The following is a 17,809-nucleotide window of genomic DNA, read 5'->3' as shown; positions in this document are numbered from 1 at the left end:
AAGGAAATCATAAAAAATCAATGTTCAGTTCATACCTTTTTCTTTTGATACTTAATTCATGATCGACCGTACAAGACATTTGGGATGAGCTGGGTGCATCACGTTGACATTGCGGAGTGTTCGTCTTGGTGAGAACCGCATGACTATTGCCGCGGAGCTAATTGTTGTTGGTGATAAACTAAAAATAACTAGATCTCAAGATAACTTTCTAGTAATGCATATAACTGTTTATTGTTTGTATTTTTTAGACCATAGTTTCTAATATAATTCGGATGCACATAACCGAATGTAGTTGCCTCGCCTGCTTGTCCCAACAGCTGTCGAATCAGGGGCATTTCACTTCCAGCTTCGAATAAATGTGTAGCGAAGGTATGACGAAGAATATGAAGATGATTTTCCGGTATGTCTGCCATCTTTAAATATCTCTTAAAAAGCTTTCTTGCGTTATTATATTGCATTGGCCGGCCCATATTGTTCTTGAATAAATAGTCATTAATTCCTAACACTTGGTCTTCACAATACCACTTTAATACATTACCCATTCCATGACGTAGGGGAACGACTCGCGTCTTTCTATTTTTAGTCTTTTCAAGAGTAATAAATTCATAGTCAAAATCAATATGCCGTACTCTCAGCGTGAGAATCTCAGTTATTCGACAACCAGTTCCAAACAGGATACTGAACAGTGTTAGGTCTCTAACATAAAACGTGCTAGTTGATATTAACGTATGGAAGAACTTTAAAACATCTCTTCTTGATAATGTGTTAACTGGTCTTTTGTTGGGCTTCATGTCTTTAATATTAAAAGTAATCAGTCTCATTGGATTAGGAAACATATAATTACTATCAAGATATCTAAAAAAACTGCCAAGAGAATATGTTAAACGTAAAAGCTGATTATATGAACAGTCTTGTTTTGTCACCATGTAATTATCTATGATTTTATAATCAACTGGCATAATACGTATCAAATTACCTTTAGCATCCCGCAAACTATATATATTGAGTAAATGAACTTCTGGGATTGGAATGCTTTTAAGATTTGACAAATAACTACAGAAGTCTTGAAGGTTTCGACGATGGGTATTATAAGTCCTAATTGTATAAGTCGTGATGTTAAGGAAAGACTCAATTTCTTGATATAGACTTTTCATAGCACATCATCTTCTATCCCAAAAGCAGAAACTAATAGTTTCTCAAAAGCAAAGGGATATTTGTCTGTGACGTGTTGCTGTAAATCCTTTGGTAAAAGTTGAAGATATATGAACGTTGTTTCGGGTGATGTATGGCCCATTATTTGACTTAAATACTCAATCTTCATATTAGCAAGCAAACATCTTACTGCGAATGTATGTCTCCAACTATGAACGGTGTAATTTTCTTCGAATTTAAGCTTATTGCTTACTACTTTTACCATTCGTTCAATACTTCTTATGCCAATAGATTTCTTACGTTCCGTGCCATCATCTCTACTAAATAAATAGCCTGTTAGTCTGGGACTCCACTCACTTACACCAGTTAAGTTGAGATAGTCAAGGATGATTTTCTTAACTTCATCATAGATGGGAATGTATCGGTCTTTTCCTCCCTTCCCACCTTTTATATGAACAATGTTGTTAATAATATCAAAATCACAGACGCGAAGTTTTGGTACTTCACTAACCCGACAGCCGGTACCAAGTAAAAAACTAAAAATAGCATGATAAAGGTATCCGTAAGTTGTTTGCAAAACCTCTTTGAGGAAGGCTGTAACTTGATCATCTTTTAAGTATCTAGGCTTCAAGTTTACTGGCTTGAAAGTGAAGTTTTTTTTGTATTCTTTATGAGTGAGATCTTTATAATAACAGAAATTTAGAAAAGCACGAATGATTGCTGCATACGTGTTATATGTTCTATTAGAATGATTGATTGTTTTATTGGATTTAACACTTTTCAGAAAATCTAGAAAGAACACCTGGTTTAATTCTAATAACATAAGTTCAGGATAAGAAGTTGTTATATAAGACTTAAAACGCTCTAAAAAATTAGTGTAAGTCTTGAAAGTGTTTATTGAGATTTTTTCATGTGATAACAATGCATTTAAGTGTTCGGTATATTGTTCTAGTGCAGGCAAGACTTTTATTTCTGGCTTGAGAGGGCTGGGTGAATTACCCCCTCCTGTTTGGATAAATGACAGGAAAGATTCATAATCAATTCCGAGCTCATCACACATTTCTTGATAATTATACTTAGATTTAATATCCAATTTCATACAATATCACCTATTCCTTTTACAGGGTTGTAAGGGAGTGTATTTGCGAGCAATGTCTCCAAGCAACGATAAAAATAATGCATCGTCGAAACAAGATGTTTATGTCCAACCGCTTTTGCTACATCATGGATATCATTTCTATCATTAAGTGAGTCTGTTATAAAAGTATGTCTAAGTGATTTAGCTGAGAAATAAGCTCTACCAAATGCTAATTTGTTATATCGATTTATAATTCCACCTATTGCTTCTGTATTCATAGGATTAAGTTTTTCGAGTAAAAAGAGATGTTCAGTTTCTGCCTTGACATTAATACGATAATCAATGTATCGCTTTAACTGTCTTTTAACCGTATTGTGAATATGCAGGTTTCTCTGTCCAGATTTACTACAGTACAAAGTAATTCCTGATTCAGTAATATTGAAATCTCTTATCCTCAATTGTGCTATTTCAATTGGTCTACAACCGGTTTCAATTAGTAATAAAACAATAGCTAGATCTCGAAGCATAAGTTCACTATTTTTTCTAAAAATTGCTTCAATTAAAGCAAGTCTGTTATTGTTAAAAACATACTCGTTATCACGAGTTACTTTATTATTTTGAAAAACTGGAGGTATATCGTATTTAAATGTAATAATATTATTTAAATAAAGATATCTTAAGAATTTTTTGAGATAGCTTAATTTGGTATAAGCTGTTTTTTTTGTTATTTCTTTTAAATTGATTTTACTAAGAAGTAAGTTTTCGAAATTCTTAACATCTTTAAGCGTTAAGTAATTTAATAGTGTATTTGAACTATCAAGAAATCGTAAAAAGTAGGCAATATTATTGTAGTTTTCACGAATACAAGATGCATTTCGTTTCTTTAGAGCATTAATAAAATCTTCGAAAGTCGGATTACCAAGAAAATCTTTGACTTTTACCGCGCGATTTGTGGCTGATAAGTTATTAACTGTTTTTTTTTCTTTGCGACTTAGGGAAGCGTTAAATAGAGAATTATGCACTTTAATCACCTCATTATCATATTATTGGTCAAAACTATTATTTTTAGACATTGCTTGCTAGAAATAGATTTAAAGTACTAGATTCATTAGGCAGGTAATGGTAAAATGTTTACATGTAACACTAATTTTAATTGTGGCCATGGGCATGCGCCGAATTGGCATTTAATGTTTAATTGACTATAAAAGAGTCTTCTAAACCAATTCACTTTTTTTAGTGCTATTGGTTCATTGTCAATATATTGACCTAAGCCAGTGCGAATGAATGGTCCTAACTTGGACTTTTCTTTGTACTGGTTTTTTTACTTTAATTTACAGAAATTATCGAATAATTTTTCTTATTTGATAATAAGTCGAATTATGTCGAATTCTCCTGAGTTTAATTTATGAACATATATACACAAATACACAACATCCTTTCTAGTAGCTGGAAATGATTGCTAGTACCGTTCCATTGTAAGTTAACAATGGGTGCTCTCAGGAGTATCGAAATTGAATTTCTTTAATTAACTAAAGTGAAAGTAGCACTTCATGATCAATATATTTTGCGAAGGAGGTGGCTGAGAAGAAATGAAAAATAACATATACATACTTAATTACTTTCCTTTTTGGGCTCATACTTGTTATTCTCTTTCATGCTTAACAGCTGTAACAGTTTTGTTTCCTCTAGTGATCATGAGAGCAAATATCCTTAACCAAGTACACCACCACTATATTATCCAGAATAAAAGTTTTGTGTGATTTGTATTTTCAAAAATACAAAATCCGCATAGATCACTAGATTGAATAAAATAATTCTGGTGATGTAAAATGGGTTCCGAGGCCTGGTTGGAAATGATGGTTATGTACAGTGCAGCCGTAAATATTTGTAGACATAAAAATGACATTGGTAAGAAAAATGAGTTAGAGGTAAATTACATTAATCGTTTTCTACAAGGAGATTATGCGTGTAATCCATTCTTGCGAATCTCTCCAAAATATTATAATGAGTTTGTTACTACAGTTAGATTGAGAACTAGATTAGAATTTTTTCACTTTTCTACTGGTTATACATATCGAGAGTTAGCTGATTTGCTAGGATATCACTCGCATGCTTCTGTCCAAAATATATTATCAAAGGATTTAATTAACACTCCAAAGTTACTTGCACAATTAGCTATTTTATACCGAGTTCCGCCTAATTGGCTTACGAATGAATCTTGTTCCGAAGAGTGGGTTGTTTATCATTTTTTTGACTTGAAGATTAATAAAATTTCTAAAAAGGAATTTGAGGATTTACTGGAGCAAACAATATTTGGGGAATCATGGATAAGGTTTTATATAATTAATACAACAATACCTGATATTTTTACTTTTTTAAGAGTTGAGTGTCAAAAGGGAAATTTCCTAATTGAATTCTTTAATAAAACGGGGAGTGTCGAAGATGTCCTCGACTTATCATATAGTCTTCGAAGTAAGTACAATTGTGTTGAGGGGCTAATTATAACTCCAGTACACGGGCGTAAAAATCGAGCAATAGTATGTGTTAGAAAGGGTGGTTTTTTCTGTTTACCTCTTGAATTTCGCCCGTATAACTAAATATACATTTGAAAGAAAACAAACGATTGTGTGAAACCTCCTGATATTACAATATCGGAGGTTTTTTATTTTGACTAAAAAATGGCCTATTAATGATTCGGCAAGAAGGAAAGCACTTGAAATGATTGAACAATGGATTAGAGAGGAAGAAGAGAAGTGTTCAAATAATGTTGATACTAAGGATCCTAAACAAGATGAAACAAAATAATAGTGAGGATCAGACTTATAAACCAACTGCAGTAGAATCTTACACTATAAAGGCCAACATAAACAAAAATAAAGTCATCGATTACTTACTAAAAAAAGTAATTTTTAAAGCCAACTGACCTCAGTTGGTTTATTTTCTATACAACTGGATATGATAACTATTACGAACAAACGTTCCTATGTGAAGGCTCTCAGATGTCACTCACCAAAGAGAACGGTTTAATCCGTAGCAAGTAGTAAAGTTCGGTATCAAGTGGTATAGATGCCCATTAGATATCAAAGGGCAATGGTCTGAGTAAGACCCTATTCATGTCGATGTGTGTTTCGATTCAGTGGACTACACAAAAAGTCGCTTTATTAATGAATGTCGGCTTCGTTAACTGTTCGTCTATTGAACAACATATCATTTCATACGATCGGGATAAGTATTTATCGTTCTTTTCAGCACTGTGCCAGACCAAATGAAGAACAAAAGTAAAAACAAGGGAAGGAGGTGGATGTATGTACACCGCAATTTACGGACGTGTCTCCACAGGGATGCAGGTTGCAGAGGGCCACAGCTTAGATCACCAGCTTGAACTCTGTATGTGCAGAGCAAAGGAGATGAACATACCGCACGATTCCATTAAAGTATTCCGCGAGGAGGGTTTTAGCGGGGAGGATGTTGATCGGCCAGCAATGAATGAACTTCGGCAAGCCATTAATACTCACTTGGTTGAACGGGTTATTATTACCCATCCGGATCGTCTGTCGCGTGATCTAACAGATAAATTATTCTTGTGCCGGGAATTCGAGACACGTGATGTTCAATTGATTTTTGTGGATACCGAGTACCAGAACACACCCGAAGGTCAGTTGTTTTTTAACTTGATGAGTGTCATTGCTCAATATGAACTTTCGCTTATTAAGAAAAGAACAGTTCGGGGAAGGCTTAAAGCCGTAGAAAAAGACAAAAAAATTATGCCTATGCGCGTCCCTCCCTTTGGTTACGATTGGGTAGAAGGACAGCTCCTTGTAAACCAACATGAGGCAGATTATGTAAGGAAGGTCTATGACTGGTATCTAAACGACAAAATGACGATTCGTCAAATCGGGAACAAGCTTTTTACCATGGGCGTATCGCCAAAGCGTTCAACTAATGGAAATTGGGGAGCAAGCTCAATTGGTAGGATACTTTGCTCAGAAATTTATATCGGAAAGTACTACTACAACCGCAGAAAAGTGAAGAAGATCAAAGGACAACGGACTCAAACCGGCGCTCCTAAAAAGACATATACAGTACGAGACAGAAGTGATTGGATACTGGTTGAAATCAAACCGATTATCTCTGAAGAGTTATTCGAACAGGCACGGCAACAGCGTATTAAGAATTACACCCGAGGCGGAAATGTACATTTTGAATATTTATTGAAATCCCTAATCCGTTGTGGTCATTGTGGGCGTAAATGGGGAGGTACGACCTACTCTGGCAGACATGATAAAGTAACAGGATCTCGAGTAAAGTACAGATGTTATCGCTGTCCTAATCTTAACCCCAGGATATACGGGGTTACAACTGATCGATGCCCAACTCGACGAAGTATCAGAGCAGACGTTCTTGAAGCGTTCATTTGGGATATGGTAATGGAGACCTTGTCTAATCCGGAAGACTATATGGAGAGATTAGATGGACAAGTTGAAGAGATTGTTGATGAGTTGGAATTAACCGCTGGTTTTATCAGATCTCAAATTGATGAGAAAAGAAAAGAGTCGGACAAGTTAAAAATTATGTTCCGGCGGGATGTGATTTCTGAAGAGGAGCTTGCTACCGAGTCTCATAAACTAACAAGAGAGATTAATGACCTTCAATCTCAGCTTGAGCTGTATGATGTGCAGATTAAGACACACAGGGATCGGCATTTTTCTCATGAGGAAAATTTAAAGGCAGTTGAACGGATAAATGAGTTTATTATCAGCAAAGGAGCAACGCTCGCTTTTATTGAGAAGCGCTTCATCGTTGAAACGCTTATTGATGAAATCATCATTAAGGCAGAGGAAGAAGGGCTCAGTATCAGCATTGTAGGGAGCTTAGGCGAACTTTCCAATACTCAAGATAAATTAATAAAGAAAATTCCATTAGCCCTAAGTAAAAGACTATATATGTAACAAGAGAGGATCAGAGAATTATGGGGTTCATGGAGATATATAAACTACACCTAGATCTAGTGGAAACATATAGGGAACATAAAAGATGCAACTCACCTTTCGATACTCAAAGGAATTACTATAGGGATCAGCTGCTATTTACTAAAGATGTGGCTCAGCGTGTTTTTGTGTTGAACCAGATTGTAAAACTTCATGAGAAAGAAAGAGAAAATCTCATTCAGTGGTGCTCCGAAACCTATTTTAAAAGGATGAGCAATAAGAATAGTTGAGCCTTTTAAAAGTACGATTAGATAGCACACAAAGGAAGCGGGGATCTGGAAAGATGGATGATCTGAGGTTGAAGGGAAAACTTTATGCTGTTGGAGTAATAAATGAATTAAAGCGGTTAGGGTACACCGAAATCGATGCGAAGAGAGTTTTTTTACAACATTACCGAGGACTAAACCGAAATTATGGTCTTAATATGAACGTACACGACTTCGCCAACGTAATTGATGAAATTGAGCGTTTGATTTATGTTGGTCATATACGTGATCAATTACTGGGGCCCAAGAATATATCCGAGAGTACAGGGATGGATTTTCATGTGTCTGGGGAGATGGAACAGAAAATAAATGAATGGGACTCTTGTAAGCCAGAGGATGTGACCGGAGCAAAACTTGCTTACATTTTTATTCCAACTGGATTTGGTTTGGTGGTTAAAGTACAGTGCGACGTTTGTAAGCGAGAGCTCGATCTGTCAGATTGGTAACCCACAAAATGTAGGACGTCTTTTAAAGAGAAATCAATTTTTAAGTTAATTTATGCACCTGTTTTTGCTGTACAGGCACTTCTAGGCATCCACCCACATACAATAACAATGACCATGAACCCGTAGGGCTCACAGATGGGATTCATTGTACATATACGGGAGGTGTCGCAAGTGCCTGGACTGATAAGTGCCGTCGCGCTGCTAATAAAAGAACTGACACTGCTGGTGTCTTACGTTAGGAACAATGCATTTCCACAGCCGTTAACGGAGACAGAAGAGAGCCTACATTTAGGACGTATGGCGGAAGGAGATTCCAAATCTCGGAATATACTAATTGAACATAATCTACGCTTAGTCGCTCATATAGTAAAAAAATTCGACAATACAGGTGAGGATATGGAGGATTTGATCTCCATAGGAACGATTGGACTCATCAAGGCGATCGAAAGCTACCGTCCCAACAAGGGGACAAAACTGGCCACTTTTGCTGCCCGCTGCATAGAGAATGAGATCCTGATGCACTTAAGATCGTTGAAAAAGACCCGGAAGGACGTGTCACTGCACGATCCGATAGGAACGGACAAAGAGGGTAATGAAATCACATTGATAGATATCTTGGGCTCCGGAGCAGACGATCTGCTGCTTACTGTAGACCTTAATATTGAGAAGAGTAAAATATACCGGAACCTTGATATTCTGGACGACCGGGAGAAGGAAGTTGTGGTTGGGCGGTTCGGGCTAGATACAGGCGGGGAAGAGAGGACTCAGAGGGAGATTGCGAAGGAACTTGGGATATCGCGCAGTTATGTTTCGCGGATTGAGAAAAGAGCGCTCATGAAGCTGTATCATGAGTTTTATAAGGTGAAGCGGTAAGAAATGAAACGATAATTAATAAAGTAGTATTTCTTAAAAGACGTTAAAATGGCGACTTGTCTGCGGATGAGTTGCTTTTTGTTTTGATGGGTTTCCTCTAGAGAATGAAGACCTGATGAGATCACAGACATTGCATTTTAATGGGTGTTTTGGTGGCAAATATTCTATTAAAAGGAAAGGTCATATTAGAGGTGAATATATTCTAAAAAAGAAAACACAGCTAAACTTTGTCTTCTTGCTCTTGAAGCTTTAATGAATAATGCGATTATGATGATTCGAACACACAGAATGAGAAGAGTTGTTGATATTATTGGGATTAGTAAGAGTACTCTTAAAAAATATCTCCCGAAGAAGGAGAGGGTTAGCGGAAAGCTACATCTAACTTTAGCCCAGCTAAAATTGTTGAAAAGTATAAGAATATTATCATTGATTCTGCGATCATATGCTCTCTTGATAGTATACTGGAAGTATAATGCAGTTGAGAGGTGGATTTAAATTGATTACAACAGTAGCCGATCTATTGAATTCTCTTATGACCAAGGAAAAAGAATTATTGAAAAAATACAGCATAATTAAGCACGGTCCTACAATTGGCGATATGTATGAAGGGCTTACAGCCAATCTCCTGAATAAGGCTATATTTAAAGGATTAGATATAAGGATTGTGTCCGGAAAAATACGGAATGAATTAGGTGAGTTTAGTAATGAAATAGACTGTATGATAGTAGAGGGAGAAGGTGAAGCCATCCCGTATACAGGCAAATTTATATATGAGCTCTCTCAAGTAATTGCAGTCCTAGAAGTTAAAAAAAACTTGTATCAAGATGGCTTGATAGATGCATACGATAAAATGCGGAAAATATACTCAATTACTGAACCAAATAATGAGTTGTTAAATATGAAAGCGTTTAGAGATGCGTTCAGACATGTAGTTCAGAAAAAACTCCCTGACTATGAAGAAGTGAAAGACCTACCTTTACATGAACAAATGATATATCACAGCTTGTTAATAGAAGAAATGATGCCAGTTAGAATTATATTTGGTTACTATGGATATTCCTCTGAATTTGCTCTAAGAGAAGCGTTTTATAAATATATAGAAAAGAACTTAGGCATTAAGGGCTTTAGTCCAACAGTCTTTCCCGATCTAATTATATGTAATAATAGCGTATTAGCAAAACTCGATGCTATGCCTTACATAAGTCCTCTAGATCGGGAAGGTAACTGGAATTTCTATGGTTCATCAACACACAATCCATTTTTAATACTCCTTGAGTTTATTTGGACAAAGCTAAGCTATAAATACAACCTTAGTGATGAAATCTTTGGTGAAGATCTTGATATTGAAGGCTTTCATCCATTTCTGCTGACTAAAGCCACAAAAAATGATGATAAAATAGGGTGGGAAACAAGGTATATTTATATCCCAAAAGAAGGGTTAGATCATGAGCCATTATTTGGGGAGTGGAAACCTGCGGAACTTGACGAAGTAGAGTGGTTCATAATCAATTGGCTTTGCTTACATCAGGAGCTTAATACAGAGGATCCTGGGTTCCAAAAATGGTTGGACCAAAAAGGTGCAAAACTAGAAGATCTTATAAAGAGTCTTTCTGAAAAGAGACTGACTACTTTTGAAAAGAAAACATTGCATTTGTTAACTGATCAGTGTGAAGTTGTTACTGTTAATGGTAAGTGGTACGCTGCCGAAAATAAATCAGGTAGACTGACTAATTGGGTTAATAAGATGATACAAGCTAGAAATGAATAAAAACTGCATTTATGTTTAAAACAACAGTAAAAATGTACTGGACATTTTAATAAACCTACGTCATAAACTGAAGCCATTATGAAATATCAAATAACTTATGAATGAGAGCATTTATCTTATTCTTTTATGGCGAAAAAATCATATGTGAGTAAGACTCTATGTTTTTTTCATATGGATTCCCTTACCCAGTGCCGAATGAAGGAAGCGCAAAAGCCCAAACAACGTCGTACTCGATTTTGTTGAAGGATTGGAACATAGAGGGAGATATGTGATTGGAGCATGTTTGGTTGCCGATATGCCATTTGAGATCGTATCGTGTTCATAACCTCAAAAAATTCGACAATACCGGTGAGGATATGGAGGATTTGATCTCCATCGGAACGATTGGACTCATCAAGGCTATCGAGAGCTACCGTCCTAATAAGGGAACCAAGCTGGCTACTTTTGCTGCCCGTTGTATTGAGAATGAGATCCTGATGCACTTAAGATCGTTGAAAAAGACCCGCAAAGATGTGTCGCTGCACGATCCCATCGGAACGGACAAGGAAGGTAATGAAATTACGTTGATAGATATTCTAGGCTCGGGAGCCGACGATCTGCTGATTACAGTAGATCTTAACATTGAGAAGAGTAAGATATACCGCAACCTGGAGATTCTGGATGACCGGGAGAAGGAAGTTGTCGTAGGGCGGTTTGGGCTGGATACTGGTGGGGAAGAGAGGACGCAGTGGGAGATCGCGAAGGAGCTTGGGATCTCGCGGAGTTATGTGTCGCGGATTGAGAAAAGGGCACTCATGAAGCTGTATCATGAGTTTTATAAGGGAAGCGATGAGCACAGTGTCATAACTACGAGTATTATCCGTTAGTAATAAAGCATATAGACAGCGACTTGCGACTTGTCTACGGATGCCAAATGCTCTTTAGCTTCATGCCAAGTAAACATAGTTGTATCAAACACTGCATATAGAAAGAACGCCTTTAGGAGGCTCTGTGATTTTCGCCGAATGTCTTACAACGAACCGCGTCAAACGGGGATGTCAAAGCGTCGTAATTACTTTTCCAGATGCAAACGACTTCTTATTGACGGTAAGGAAATCACAGCGATGAAAATTACAACGATATGTCAACGGACGAAATCGCCACGCATATGGTGGAAATTCAACGGAAGCTTGAAAATTCCAGACCGCGAACGATCATCGAATTACCATCGCCGCATAGCGACAAGGATTACGGATTCAACTAAACGCATAAGAGTGCATCAAGTAACTTCGGACATGTCGAGGGTTTGCAAGAAGCATACAACGAAGCGTACAACAAGGTTGAAAAGCAATTATCAGCGTAGTAAAGCAGATAAAGGTAGGTGAATTGATAGGCGTCGGGGATTCGTTCCCCGCGCTTATTTCGTCGAATTGGCTGCCTAAAATGTGGTAATATTAGTCTAGTCTTTATAAATAGAGAGGGGTTTATATCCTATGTCAATGACTTCCAAACTTGTAGATATAATTCGTGACCATGTTAACGACTACTTAGTGAGTACCAGTATGGCGGAAGGAAAAGAGAACGAAGCGAACGGTTTTAAGAGTTTGAAAAAGAAGACGAACGCGATCCAATATCAACTTCGTGAAGCCGAAACCTTTCAATACCTTTACGAAGGGCAAGCGAGTATGAGCAGAAGGGCGGCGCATAAGTTATATGATGCGTTCAAAGATGACTTTGACAGTGACGAACTAAGGGAAGCAGAAGAATTGATTGATAAATTATAATCGTAGGCGTCGGGCTAACCCCCGGCGCTTTTTTTTGTCACAAAACGGCTTGACCCCGCGACGTAAGGACGTATCAAACTTAAGGGGTTTACAGCATTGGTACGCATAAAGAAAACTTCAAAACGGCGCTTGAACAAGGGACGTTCGACTTCGGACGTGTAGCGGTACAATATCACGCAAAACAGCGATCATGAAGCTTGACTGACGGAACAACAGGTCGATCGGGAAATAAAGTGTATCGGAAAAAAAGCAACTGCCGACGCTTCAAGTAATGCCGTATGACCGCTGTTACTCAATCCCCCCCGCTTTGCTGACTGTTGAACGCAACGGAAGGCGGCGGGGTCTTATTTTTTTGCCTTATAGCGAAAAACAGGGATCCATAATAGCACCCGTAAAACTTCGTTATAAGGGTTGGGAAACTTCTGAAAGGGTAACACGAATGGTTAGGAGTCCCGGCGATTGTTCCGCACTTTTTGTCGATGGTATGGCGTCGAGTCAAACAAATGTGTAACCCGATTATATGCGTAAGCCCCAGCCCTTTATAGGTCTTTATTTACTTTTTTCGTCCCCGACATTGCTTTAGTTTGATTGACGGGCTTGCAACTTCGCGAAGGCGTCAAAGCTTGATAGGAAATAATAGAACATCCAAGGGAAGTAAACTTCCGCATCGTAATTTAATATTTGGTCTTTTAGTCGGTTATGTCGTATTCCGAAGCGGTTCAATATATTAAAAATTTCGCTTTCTTCACTCAGAATTGTTTTCTCAACCTTTTTGTTGTCGGAAATTAGACGTGTAGTTCAAAAGAATTATGTAAAAAGTAGGATTTCCATGTAAAACTTTTGAAATATGATGTTATAATTTGGATAAATATGAACATGAGACAGCCAGTATAAATATTGACATGCAGAACAGGAATTCTTGCCAAGAGAAGAGTCCTTTGTTTGTAGGATGTAGTAATTATTTAGGATGCCGAAGGACATATAAAGATATCAAAATCATCAATGAACAATTTTTTGCGTTAGCTGTAAAAGCTCATGGTAATTAAGAAAAACAGTGAAACGGTAGATTCTTTTATGCGTGTTCTAACTGCACACATTGTCGTTATACAACGGGAAAATACAATAACAAAGGTGATTTGAAAAATGGATGACAGAAAAGAACGTAGGAGAATACTCTCTGATGAATTAGAAGAGTTAAAAACACAGCTTAGTAATGAGTATTACGAACAACATGGAAACTCTCATGAAATTGATTATGATGAACATCTTGATCCAGACTATAAAATAAATGATCTCCAAAATAAAATAGATAAACATGAAAAAGAAATAAGGCGAATTGAAATTGAGCAAGAGAATGAAGAAAAGAAGAACATTTTCGATGGATTCCCTAGAAATAATGGCTTTATGATTACTGATATTGAAAGTGAAATTGATTTATTATCACGAACACCACAAGCTGAAACGATTAGCCGATTTATTGCCAACAAAGAGACAAATCCCCCTTTAACTATTGGTGTTTATGGACCTTGGGGTGCAGGGAAATCTACGTTTTTACGTCTAGTTGAAAAGCAATTGGTCATTATAAATCAAGAAATTGATGACAAAAGGGAGGAAGTATATAAAAAATATAATAAGACGCATCTTATTCGCTTTAATCCAACAGAATATGAAGATCAGAATATGATTTGGTATGCTATTCTTAAAGAGCTTTATCTTAAATACGATGCTGACATGGGCTTCAAAGGTAGAGTTGCATATTCATTCAGAAGGTTAATTCCTTCTTTTAGAAAAAACAAAGTACCGTATGTTACTAGTTTAATTTTAATCATACTAAACGCCATTCTATTTTACATTTACTTTAATCAATTGAATCAATATAGTACGATTCTAAATATAATAAAAAATAGCAATATCTTTATAAACTTGCTAACGATAGTCGTATCAATAACCGCCATTTTTCAAGTTATTATACCATTTTTCAAAAAAATTCAAATTTTATTTAAACCTGTCTCTGCCAAAATGATTCAGCATGTACTTATTCCTAATTATAAAGCTAAGTTAGGGACACGAGAAGAAGTAAAGGAATCTTTAGATGATCTTTTAAAAGTCTGGATTAAAGATAATGAAAAAATTGTTATGTTTGTCGATGAGTTGGATAGGTGTTCGGAGAAAACAATTGTGGAATTCTTCTCAGCGCTTCAATTATTTTTATCTTTCAATTCACTTATTCATGTTATTTCGATGAATGAAGAAATAGTAGCGTTAGCTTTAGCTAAGAATAATGATTTTTATTTTCAGGATAATACAACTAAAAAGGAAAAATTGGATTTCGGCTACAAATATCTGCAAAAGTATGTAACTACCGCTTTTCACCTCCCAGTTGAGCGTTCTTATATGAATTTTCTGAATGAATTATTAAACCCTCAAAATGAATTTTTTAAGGAAGAGGAAAAGAACACTGTTGTATCTATGATCGGCGATATTGCTAAAGATAAAGAGATAACGCCAAGAGAACTGAAAAAAATAATCAATTTATTGATTTTATCAAAAGAAAGATTGGTTGCTGAGCGTTTCCCATACAATTTAACTTCTGTTGATTTCATTAAATGGTTTTTAGTAGACTATTTTAATCCATTAGGAACAAGATACTTTATAACTAAATTAAAATCAGGGGAAAATTATGAAGAACATAAATTCAAATTTTTTAATGATGTATATCCATCTTTAATACCTGCGCGAGATGAGGAAGACAGAGGAGAAAAAACAATTCATTATTTAATGAAATATTTAGATATCAGGATTGAAGTTATTCTCATTGCAGATAATGTTATTGAAAGTAGCTTTATTCGTGAGTGAGTAGTTTTGAAAATTCGACAATGAAAGCAAATCTCGTTTTATTAATTTTTGTTGATTCAAGTTGGTTTTTTGTATGAGGTGGATTTTGCCCATGTCTTATTATTAATTCTAGTCACTATTAATTTGAAAGATGACGTGAAATAAGTTGTGTACAAAGAATTTGACCTAGCCAAGGCACAAAAAAGTGGGGTATCCTCGGGATTGCAAAACCACCAAGGAGGAATCTAACCCACTGCAAAAACTCACGAAGGGAAGTAACCAAAATCCCAGACAGGGTTCCCCCCACTAACCTATGTAATACCCGTATAAAGATTTCTTGAAGTCGCTTGTACGCATGTTAATGCTTGAACTTTATACCCTAAATAACGTTTTGTCTATACAAAGAACAGGTCGATTATGGTCAGATACCACCATGATTGGCTTGTTTTTGTTATCTTCGTTTTTTTGTGGGTTTTTTCAAATCAGACGCAACTTCTTGAATAGCTGCCCTGATGGATATCGTGACTAAGACATCGCAACTGACCACTATATTGTCAAGACGTAACTGACATGGAAGGTCATGTGTGAAAGGCCAGCCACAGTTTCTCTCATTCCTAATACAAGCGGAAAATCATTCAAAAGTTTTGCTGTGAGGGGAATGTATAAACAATGTTCAACTTTTTGTCGATAAAGTCTCATTTGAATATCATGGAGTGTGAGTGAACTTTTACAATCAGCTCGCACTGTCATATTGAGATTAGTTTGATATTAAGCCTGCTATTCGTCACAGTGGCTATGTTTATCATTGGAATCTGAGAGTCAATGATGCTTACCTATATTTACGGCATCAACCGGGAGGCAAAAGAAAGCATGGAAGTAATTCCGTTGTGGCCAGGGATGAAAGCGAGAGTGACACTTTAGAGTTGATGGCACTCAGTGGAACAGGAAAACCCTCAAGTTATATTGTTTGGAAAGATAGCGGAGTGGGAATCAAGAAGAATTCATGGTCAACGTAAGTAAGCACGGTTACGATAATCATTTTTGAGTCGTTAGATATCCAACTGTGTAATCGTGACATCGCATCGCGTCCATAACCTCAAAAAATTCGACAACACAGGCGAGGATATGGAGGACCTAATCTCCATAGGAACGATCGGACTCATCAAGGCCATTGAGAGCTACCGCCCGAACAAAGGGACGAAGCTGGCCACTTTTGCTGCCCGTTGTATCGAGAATGAAATTCTGATGCATCTTCGTTCACTCAAAAAGACCCGGAAAGACGTGTCGCTGCACGATCCCATTGGAACGGATAAAGAGGGTAACGAAATTACGTTGATAGATATTTTGGGATCAGGAGCGGACGATCTGCTGCTCACAGTAGATCTTAATATTGAGAAGAGTAAGATATACCGCAATCTAGATATTCTGGATGATCGGGAGAAGGAAGTTGTGGTTGGTCGGTTCGGGTTGGATACAGGCGGGGAAGAGCGGACGCAGCGGGAGATCGCGAAGGAATTGGGGATTAGTCGGAGTTATGTTTCAAGGATTGAGAAAAGGGCGCTCATGAAGCTGTATCATGAGTTTTATAAGGTGAAGCGGTAGGGTTAGCATGATAATACGAAGTAGTATCCGTTAACAAAATAGGGATTTAGAAAGCGACTTGTCTGCGGATGAGTTGCTTTTTGTTTATAAAATAAGTATCTGACAGAGGGTTGCGGCGGCTCGATTCGCGCATCTACACGGATCTAAGACGGGAGAGAGAGTAAGGGATAGAACTTACGGATTTAGGATGCTGAAAAGGCACGTGAAATGAATAAGGGCTGACGGCAATGGTGAGATTCTAGAGGAATGAAGTCCGATTACAAGGACCGCCCTGAAAAGTGGTTGCTTTCGTTTGTATGTCGAAAGTTTGCTGCGAGGGTGTATTTACATTACATCATACTCGGTCCATAACCTCAAAAAATTCAACAATACAGGTGAGGATATGGAGGATTTAATCTCCATCGGAATGTTTGGACTCATCAAGGCCGTCGAGAGCTACCGTCCCAACAAGGGGACAAAGTTAGCCACTTTTGCCGCCCGTTGTATAGAGAATGAAATTCTAATGCACTTAATGAAATCACCCTTATCGATAAGCTCTGAGACCGATGATGTCATCAAAGAAGTCGATCTCAAAATCGAGAAGAGCAAGATCTACCGCAATCTCGACATACTGGATGGTCGGGAGAAAGCCGGAGTGACGTGTCACGGATTGAGATAATGGCGCTGATGAAGCTGTATCATGAGTTTTATAAGGTGAAGCGGTGAGTCCATAATAAGGTTAAAAAGTATTGCTATTAACAATTCTGTGTATAGAAAGCGACTTGTCTACGGATAGGTTGCTTTTGTTTATAAGAGGTAGTTCTGAGATATGGGGTTTAAGGAAATCACAAAATCGCTACTAGAGGAGCACTATGATGACATACAAGTAAGTATATGATCTCCATATTCAACTGCTATATATTTATGAGTAATAATAAAGAGAAAGGGGCGATAGTCTCAGTATGAGAAGGCGAAGGCAGCGTCGGACAAGTTTTTGAAAGCGTTCCTAAATTATTTTGATATGTATTCTATCCATTCTTTTTCATTTTTTATAGATGT

13 protein-coding genes and 1 pseudogene are annotated in these 17,809 nt (G+C 37.1%); 11 read left to right on the top strand and 3 right to left on the bottom strand.

Going from position 1 to position 17,809, the window contains the following annotated elements; all coding sequences use genetic code 11:
• Positions 1-188: 188 nt before the first annotated feature.
• From J2T20_RS15895 to J2T20_RS15885, 3 genes are read right to left on the bottom strand one after another with little or no spacing between them, the layout of a single operon-like run.
• Positions 189-1,154, bottom strand: coding sequence for a tyrosine-type recombinase/integrase (locus tag J2T20_RS15895; RefSeq protein WP_307589903.1), 966 nt, complete (start codon positions 1,152-1,154; stop codon positions 189-191).
• A complete protein-coding gene (locus tag J2T20_RS15890; protein ID WP_307589901.1) occupies positions 1,151-2,251 on the bottom strand; it encodes a tyrosine-type recombinase/integrase in 1,101 nt (366 codons plus the stop codon). The genes J2T20_RS15895 and J2T20_RS15890 overlap by 4 nt, the downstream gene beginning before the upstream one ends.
• Entirely contained in the window at positions 2,248-3,252 is a 1,005-nt protein-coding gene (locus tag J2T20_RS15885; protein WP_307589899.1) for a tyrosine-type recombinase/integrase, read from the bottom strand. The genes J2T20_RS15890 and J2T20_RS15885 overlap by 4 nt, the downstream gene beginning before the upstream one ends.
• Before the next feature lie 807 nt (positions 3,253-4,059).
• On the opposite strand from J2T20_RS15885, the gene J2T20_RS15880 reads away from it, so the two are divergent.
• The 11 genes and pseudogenes from J2T20_RS15880 to J2T20_RS15830 all read left to right on the top strand — a co-directional run.
• Positions 4,060-4,827, top strand: coding sequence for a helix-turn-helix domain-containing protein (locus J2T20_RS15880; RefSeq protein WP_307589897.1), 768 nt, complete (start codon positions 4,060-4,062; stop codon positions 4,825-4,827).
• 70 nt (positions 4,828-4,897) lie between these two features.
• The gene (locus J2T20_RS15875) at positions 4,898-5,035 is read left to right on the top strand and encodes a hypothetical protein (protein ID WP_307589896.1); all 138 of its coding nucleotides are present in this window, start codon (positions 4,898-4,900) and stop codon (positions 5,033-5,035) included.
• Between the two features lie 500 nt (positions 5,036-5,535).
• Positions 5,536-7,179, top strand: coding sequence for a recombinase family protein (locus J2T20_RS15870; protein WP_307589894.1), 1,644 nt, complete (start codon positions 5,536-5,538; stop codon positions 7,177-7,179).
• Positions 7,180-7,501: 322 nt separating this feature from the next.
• The gene (locus tag J2T20_RS15865; protein ID WP_307589893.1) at positions 7,502-7,930 is read left to right on the top strand and encodes a hypothetical protein; all 429 of its coding nucleotides are present in this window, start codon (positions 7,502-7,504) and stop codon (positions 7,928-7,930) included.
• A gap of 171 nt (positions 7,931-8,101) precedes the next feature.
• Positions 8,102-8,803, top strand: coding sequence for an RNA polymerase sporulation sigma factor SigK (gene sigK, locus J2T20_RS15860; RefSeq protein ID WP_307589892.1), 702 nt, complete (start codon positions 8,102-8,104; stop codon positions 8,801-8,803).
• Between the two features lie 496 nt (positions 8,804-9,299).
• Positions 9,300-10,571 carry a DUF6602 domain-containing protein gene (locus J2T20_RS15855; protein ID WP_307589891.1) on the top strand — a complete coding sequence of 424 codons (1,272 nt, stop codon included), beginning with the start codon at positions 9,300-9,302 and terminating at the stop codon, positions 10,569-10,571.
• Between the two features lie 272 nt (positions 10,572-10,843).
• Complete coding sequence (gene sigK, locus J2T20_RS15850; protein ID WP_307589889.1) at positions 10,844-11,437, top strand: RNA polymerase sporulation sigma factor SigK; 594 nt, start codon at positions 10,844-10,846, stop codon at positions 11,435-11,437.
• A 606-nt stretch (positions 11,438-12,043) separates the two neighbouring features.
• Complete coding sequence (locus tag J2T20_RS15845) at positions 12,044-12,334, top strand: hypothetical protein (RefSeq protein WP_307589888.1); 291 nt, start codon at positions 12,044-12,046, stop codon at positions 12,332-12,334.
• A gap of 1,143 nt (positions 12,335-13,477) precedes the next feature.
• On the top strand, positions 13,478-15,190 hold the full coding sequence (locus J2T20_RS15840) for a KAP family P-loop NTPase fold protein (protein WP_307589887.1): 1,713 nt from the start codon (positions 13,478-13,480) through the stop codon (positions 15,188-15,190).
• A 1,032-nt stretch (positions 15,191-16,222) separates the two neighbouring features.
• Positions 16,223-16,771 (top strand): RNA polymerase sporulation sigma factor SigK, encoded by a 549-nt coding sequence (sigK, locus tag J2T20_RS15835; RefSeq protein ID WP_307589985.1) that lies wholly within the window; start codon positions 16,223-16,225, stop codon positions 16,769-16,771.
• 346 nt (positions 16,772-17,117) lie between these two features.
• Positions 17,118-17,476, top strand: a pseudogene (locus J2T20_RS15830) (sigma factor); the annotation flags it as partial.
• Between the last annotated feature and the right edge of the window lie 333 nt (positions 17,477-17,809).

The sequence above is a fragment of the Paenibacillus wynnii genome, from assembly GCF_030812855.1.
Lineage (GTDB): Bacteria > Bacillota > Bacilli > Paenibacillales > Paenibacillaceae > Paenibacillus_AQ > Paenibacillus_AQ wynnii_A.
The sequence above is the reverse complement of the archived record's forward strand: the minus strand, read 5'-3'. Positions and strand labels throughout refer to the sequence as shown.

Bases quoted from the DNA above. Each gene is read 5' to 3' on its own strand.
- J2T20_RS15870 (WP_307589894.1), top strand. From the start codon at position 5,536: ATGTACACCGCAATTTACGGACGTGTCTCCACAGGGATGCAGGTTGCA.
- J2T20_RS15840 (WP_307589887.1), top strand. From the start codon at position 13,478: ATGGATGACAGAAAAGAACGTAGGAGAATACTCTCTGATGAATTAGAA.
- J2T20_RS15890 (WP_307589901.1), bottom strand. From the start codon at position 2,251: ATGAAATTGGATATTAAATCTAAGTATAATTATCAAGAAATGTGTGAT.
- J2T20_RS15865 (WP_307589893.1), top strand. From the start codon at position 7,502: ATGGATGATCTGAGGTTGAAGGGAAAACTTTATGCTGTTGGAGTAATA.
- J2T20_RS15880 (WP_307589897.1), top strand. From the start codon at position 4,060: ATGGGTTCCGAGGCCTGGTTGGAAATGATGGTTATGTACAGTGCAGCC.
- J2T20_RS15895 (WP_307589903.1), bottom strand. From the start codon at position 1,154: ATGAAAAGTCTATATCAAGAAATTGAGTCTTTCCTTAACATCACGACT.
- J2T20_RS15845 (WP_307589888.1), top strand. From the start codon at position 12,044: ATGTCAATGACTTCCAAACTTGTAGATATAATTCGTGACCATGTTAAC.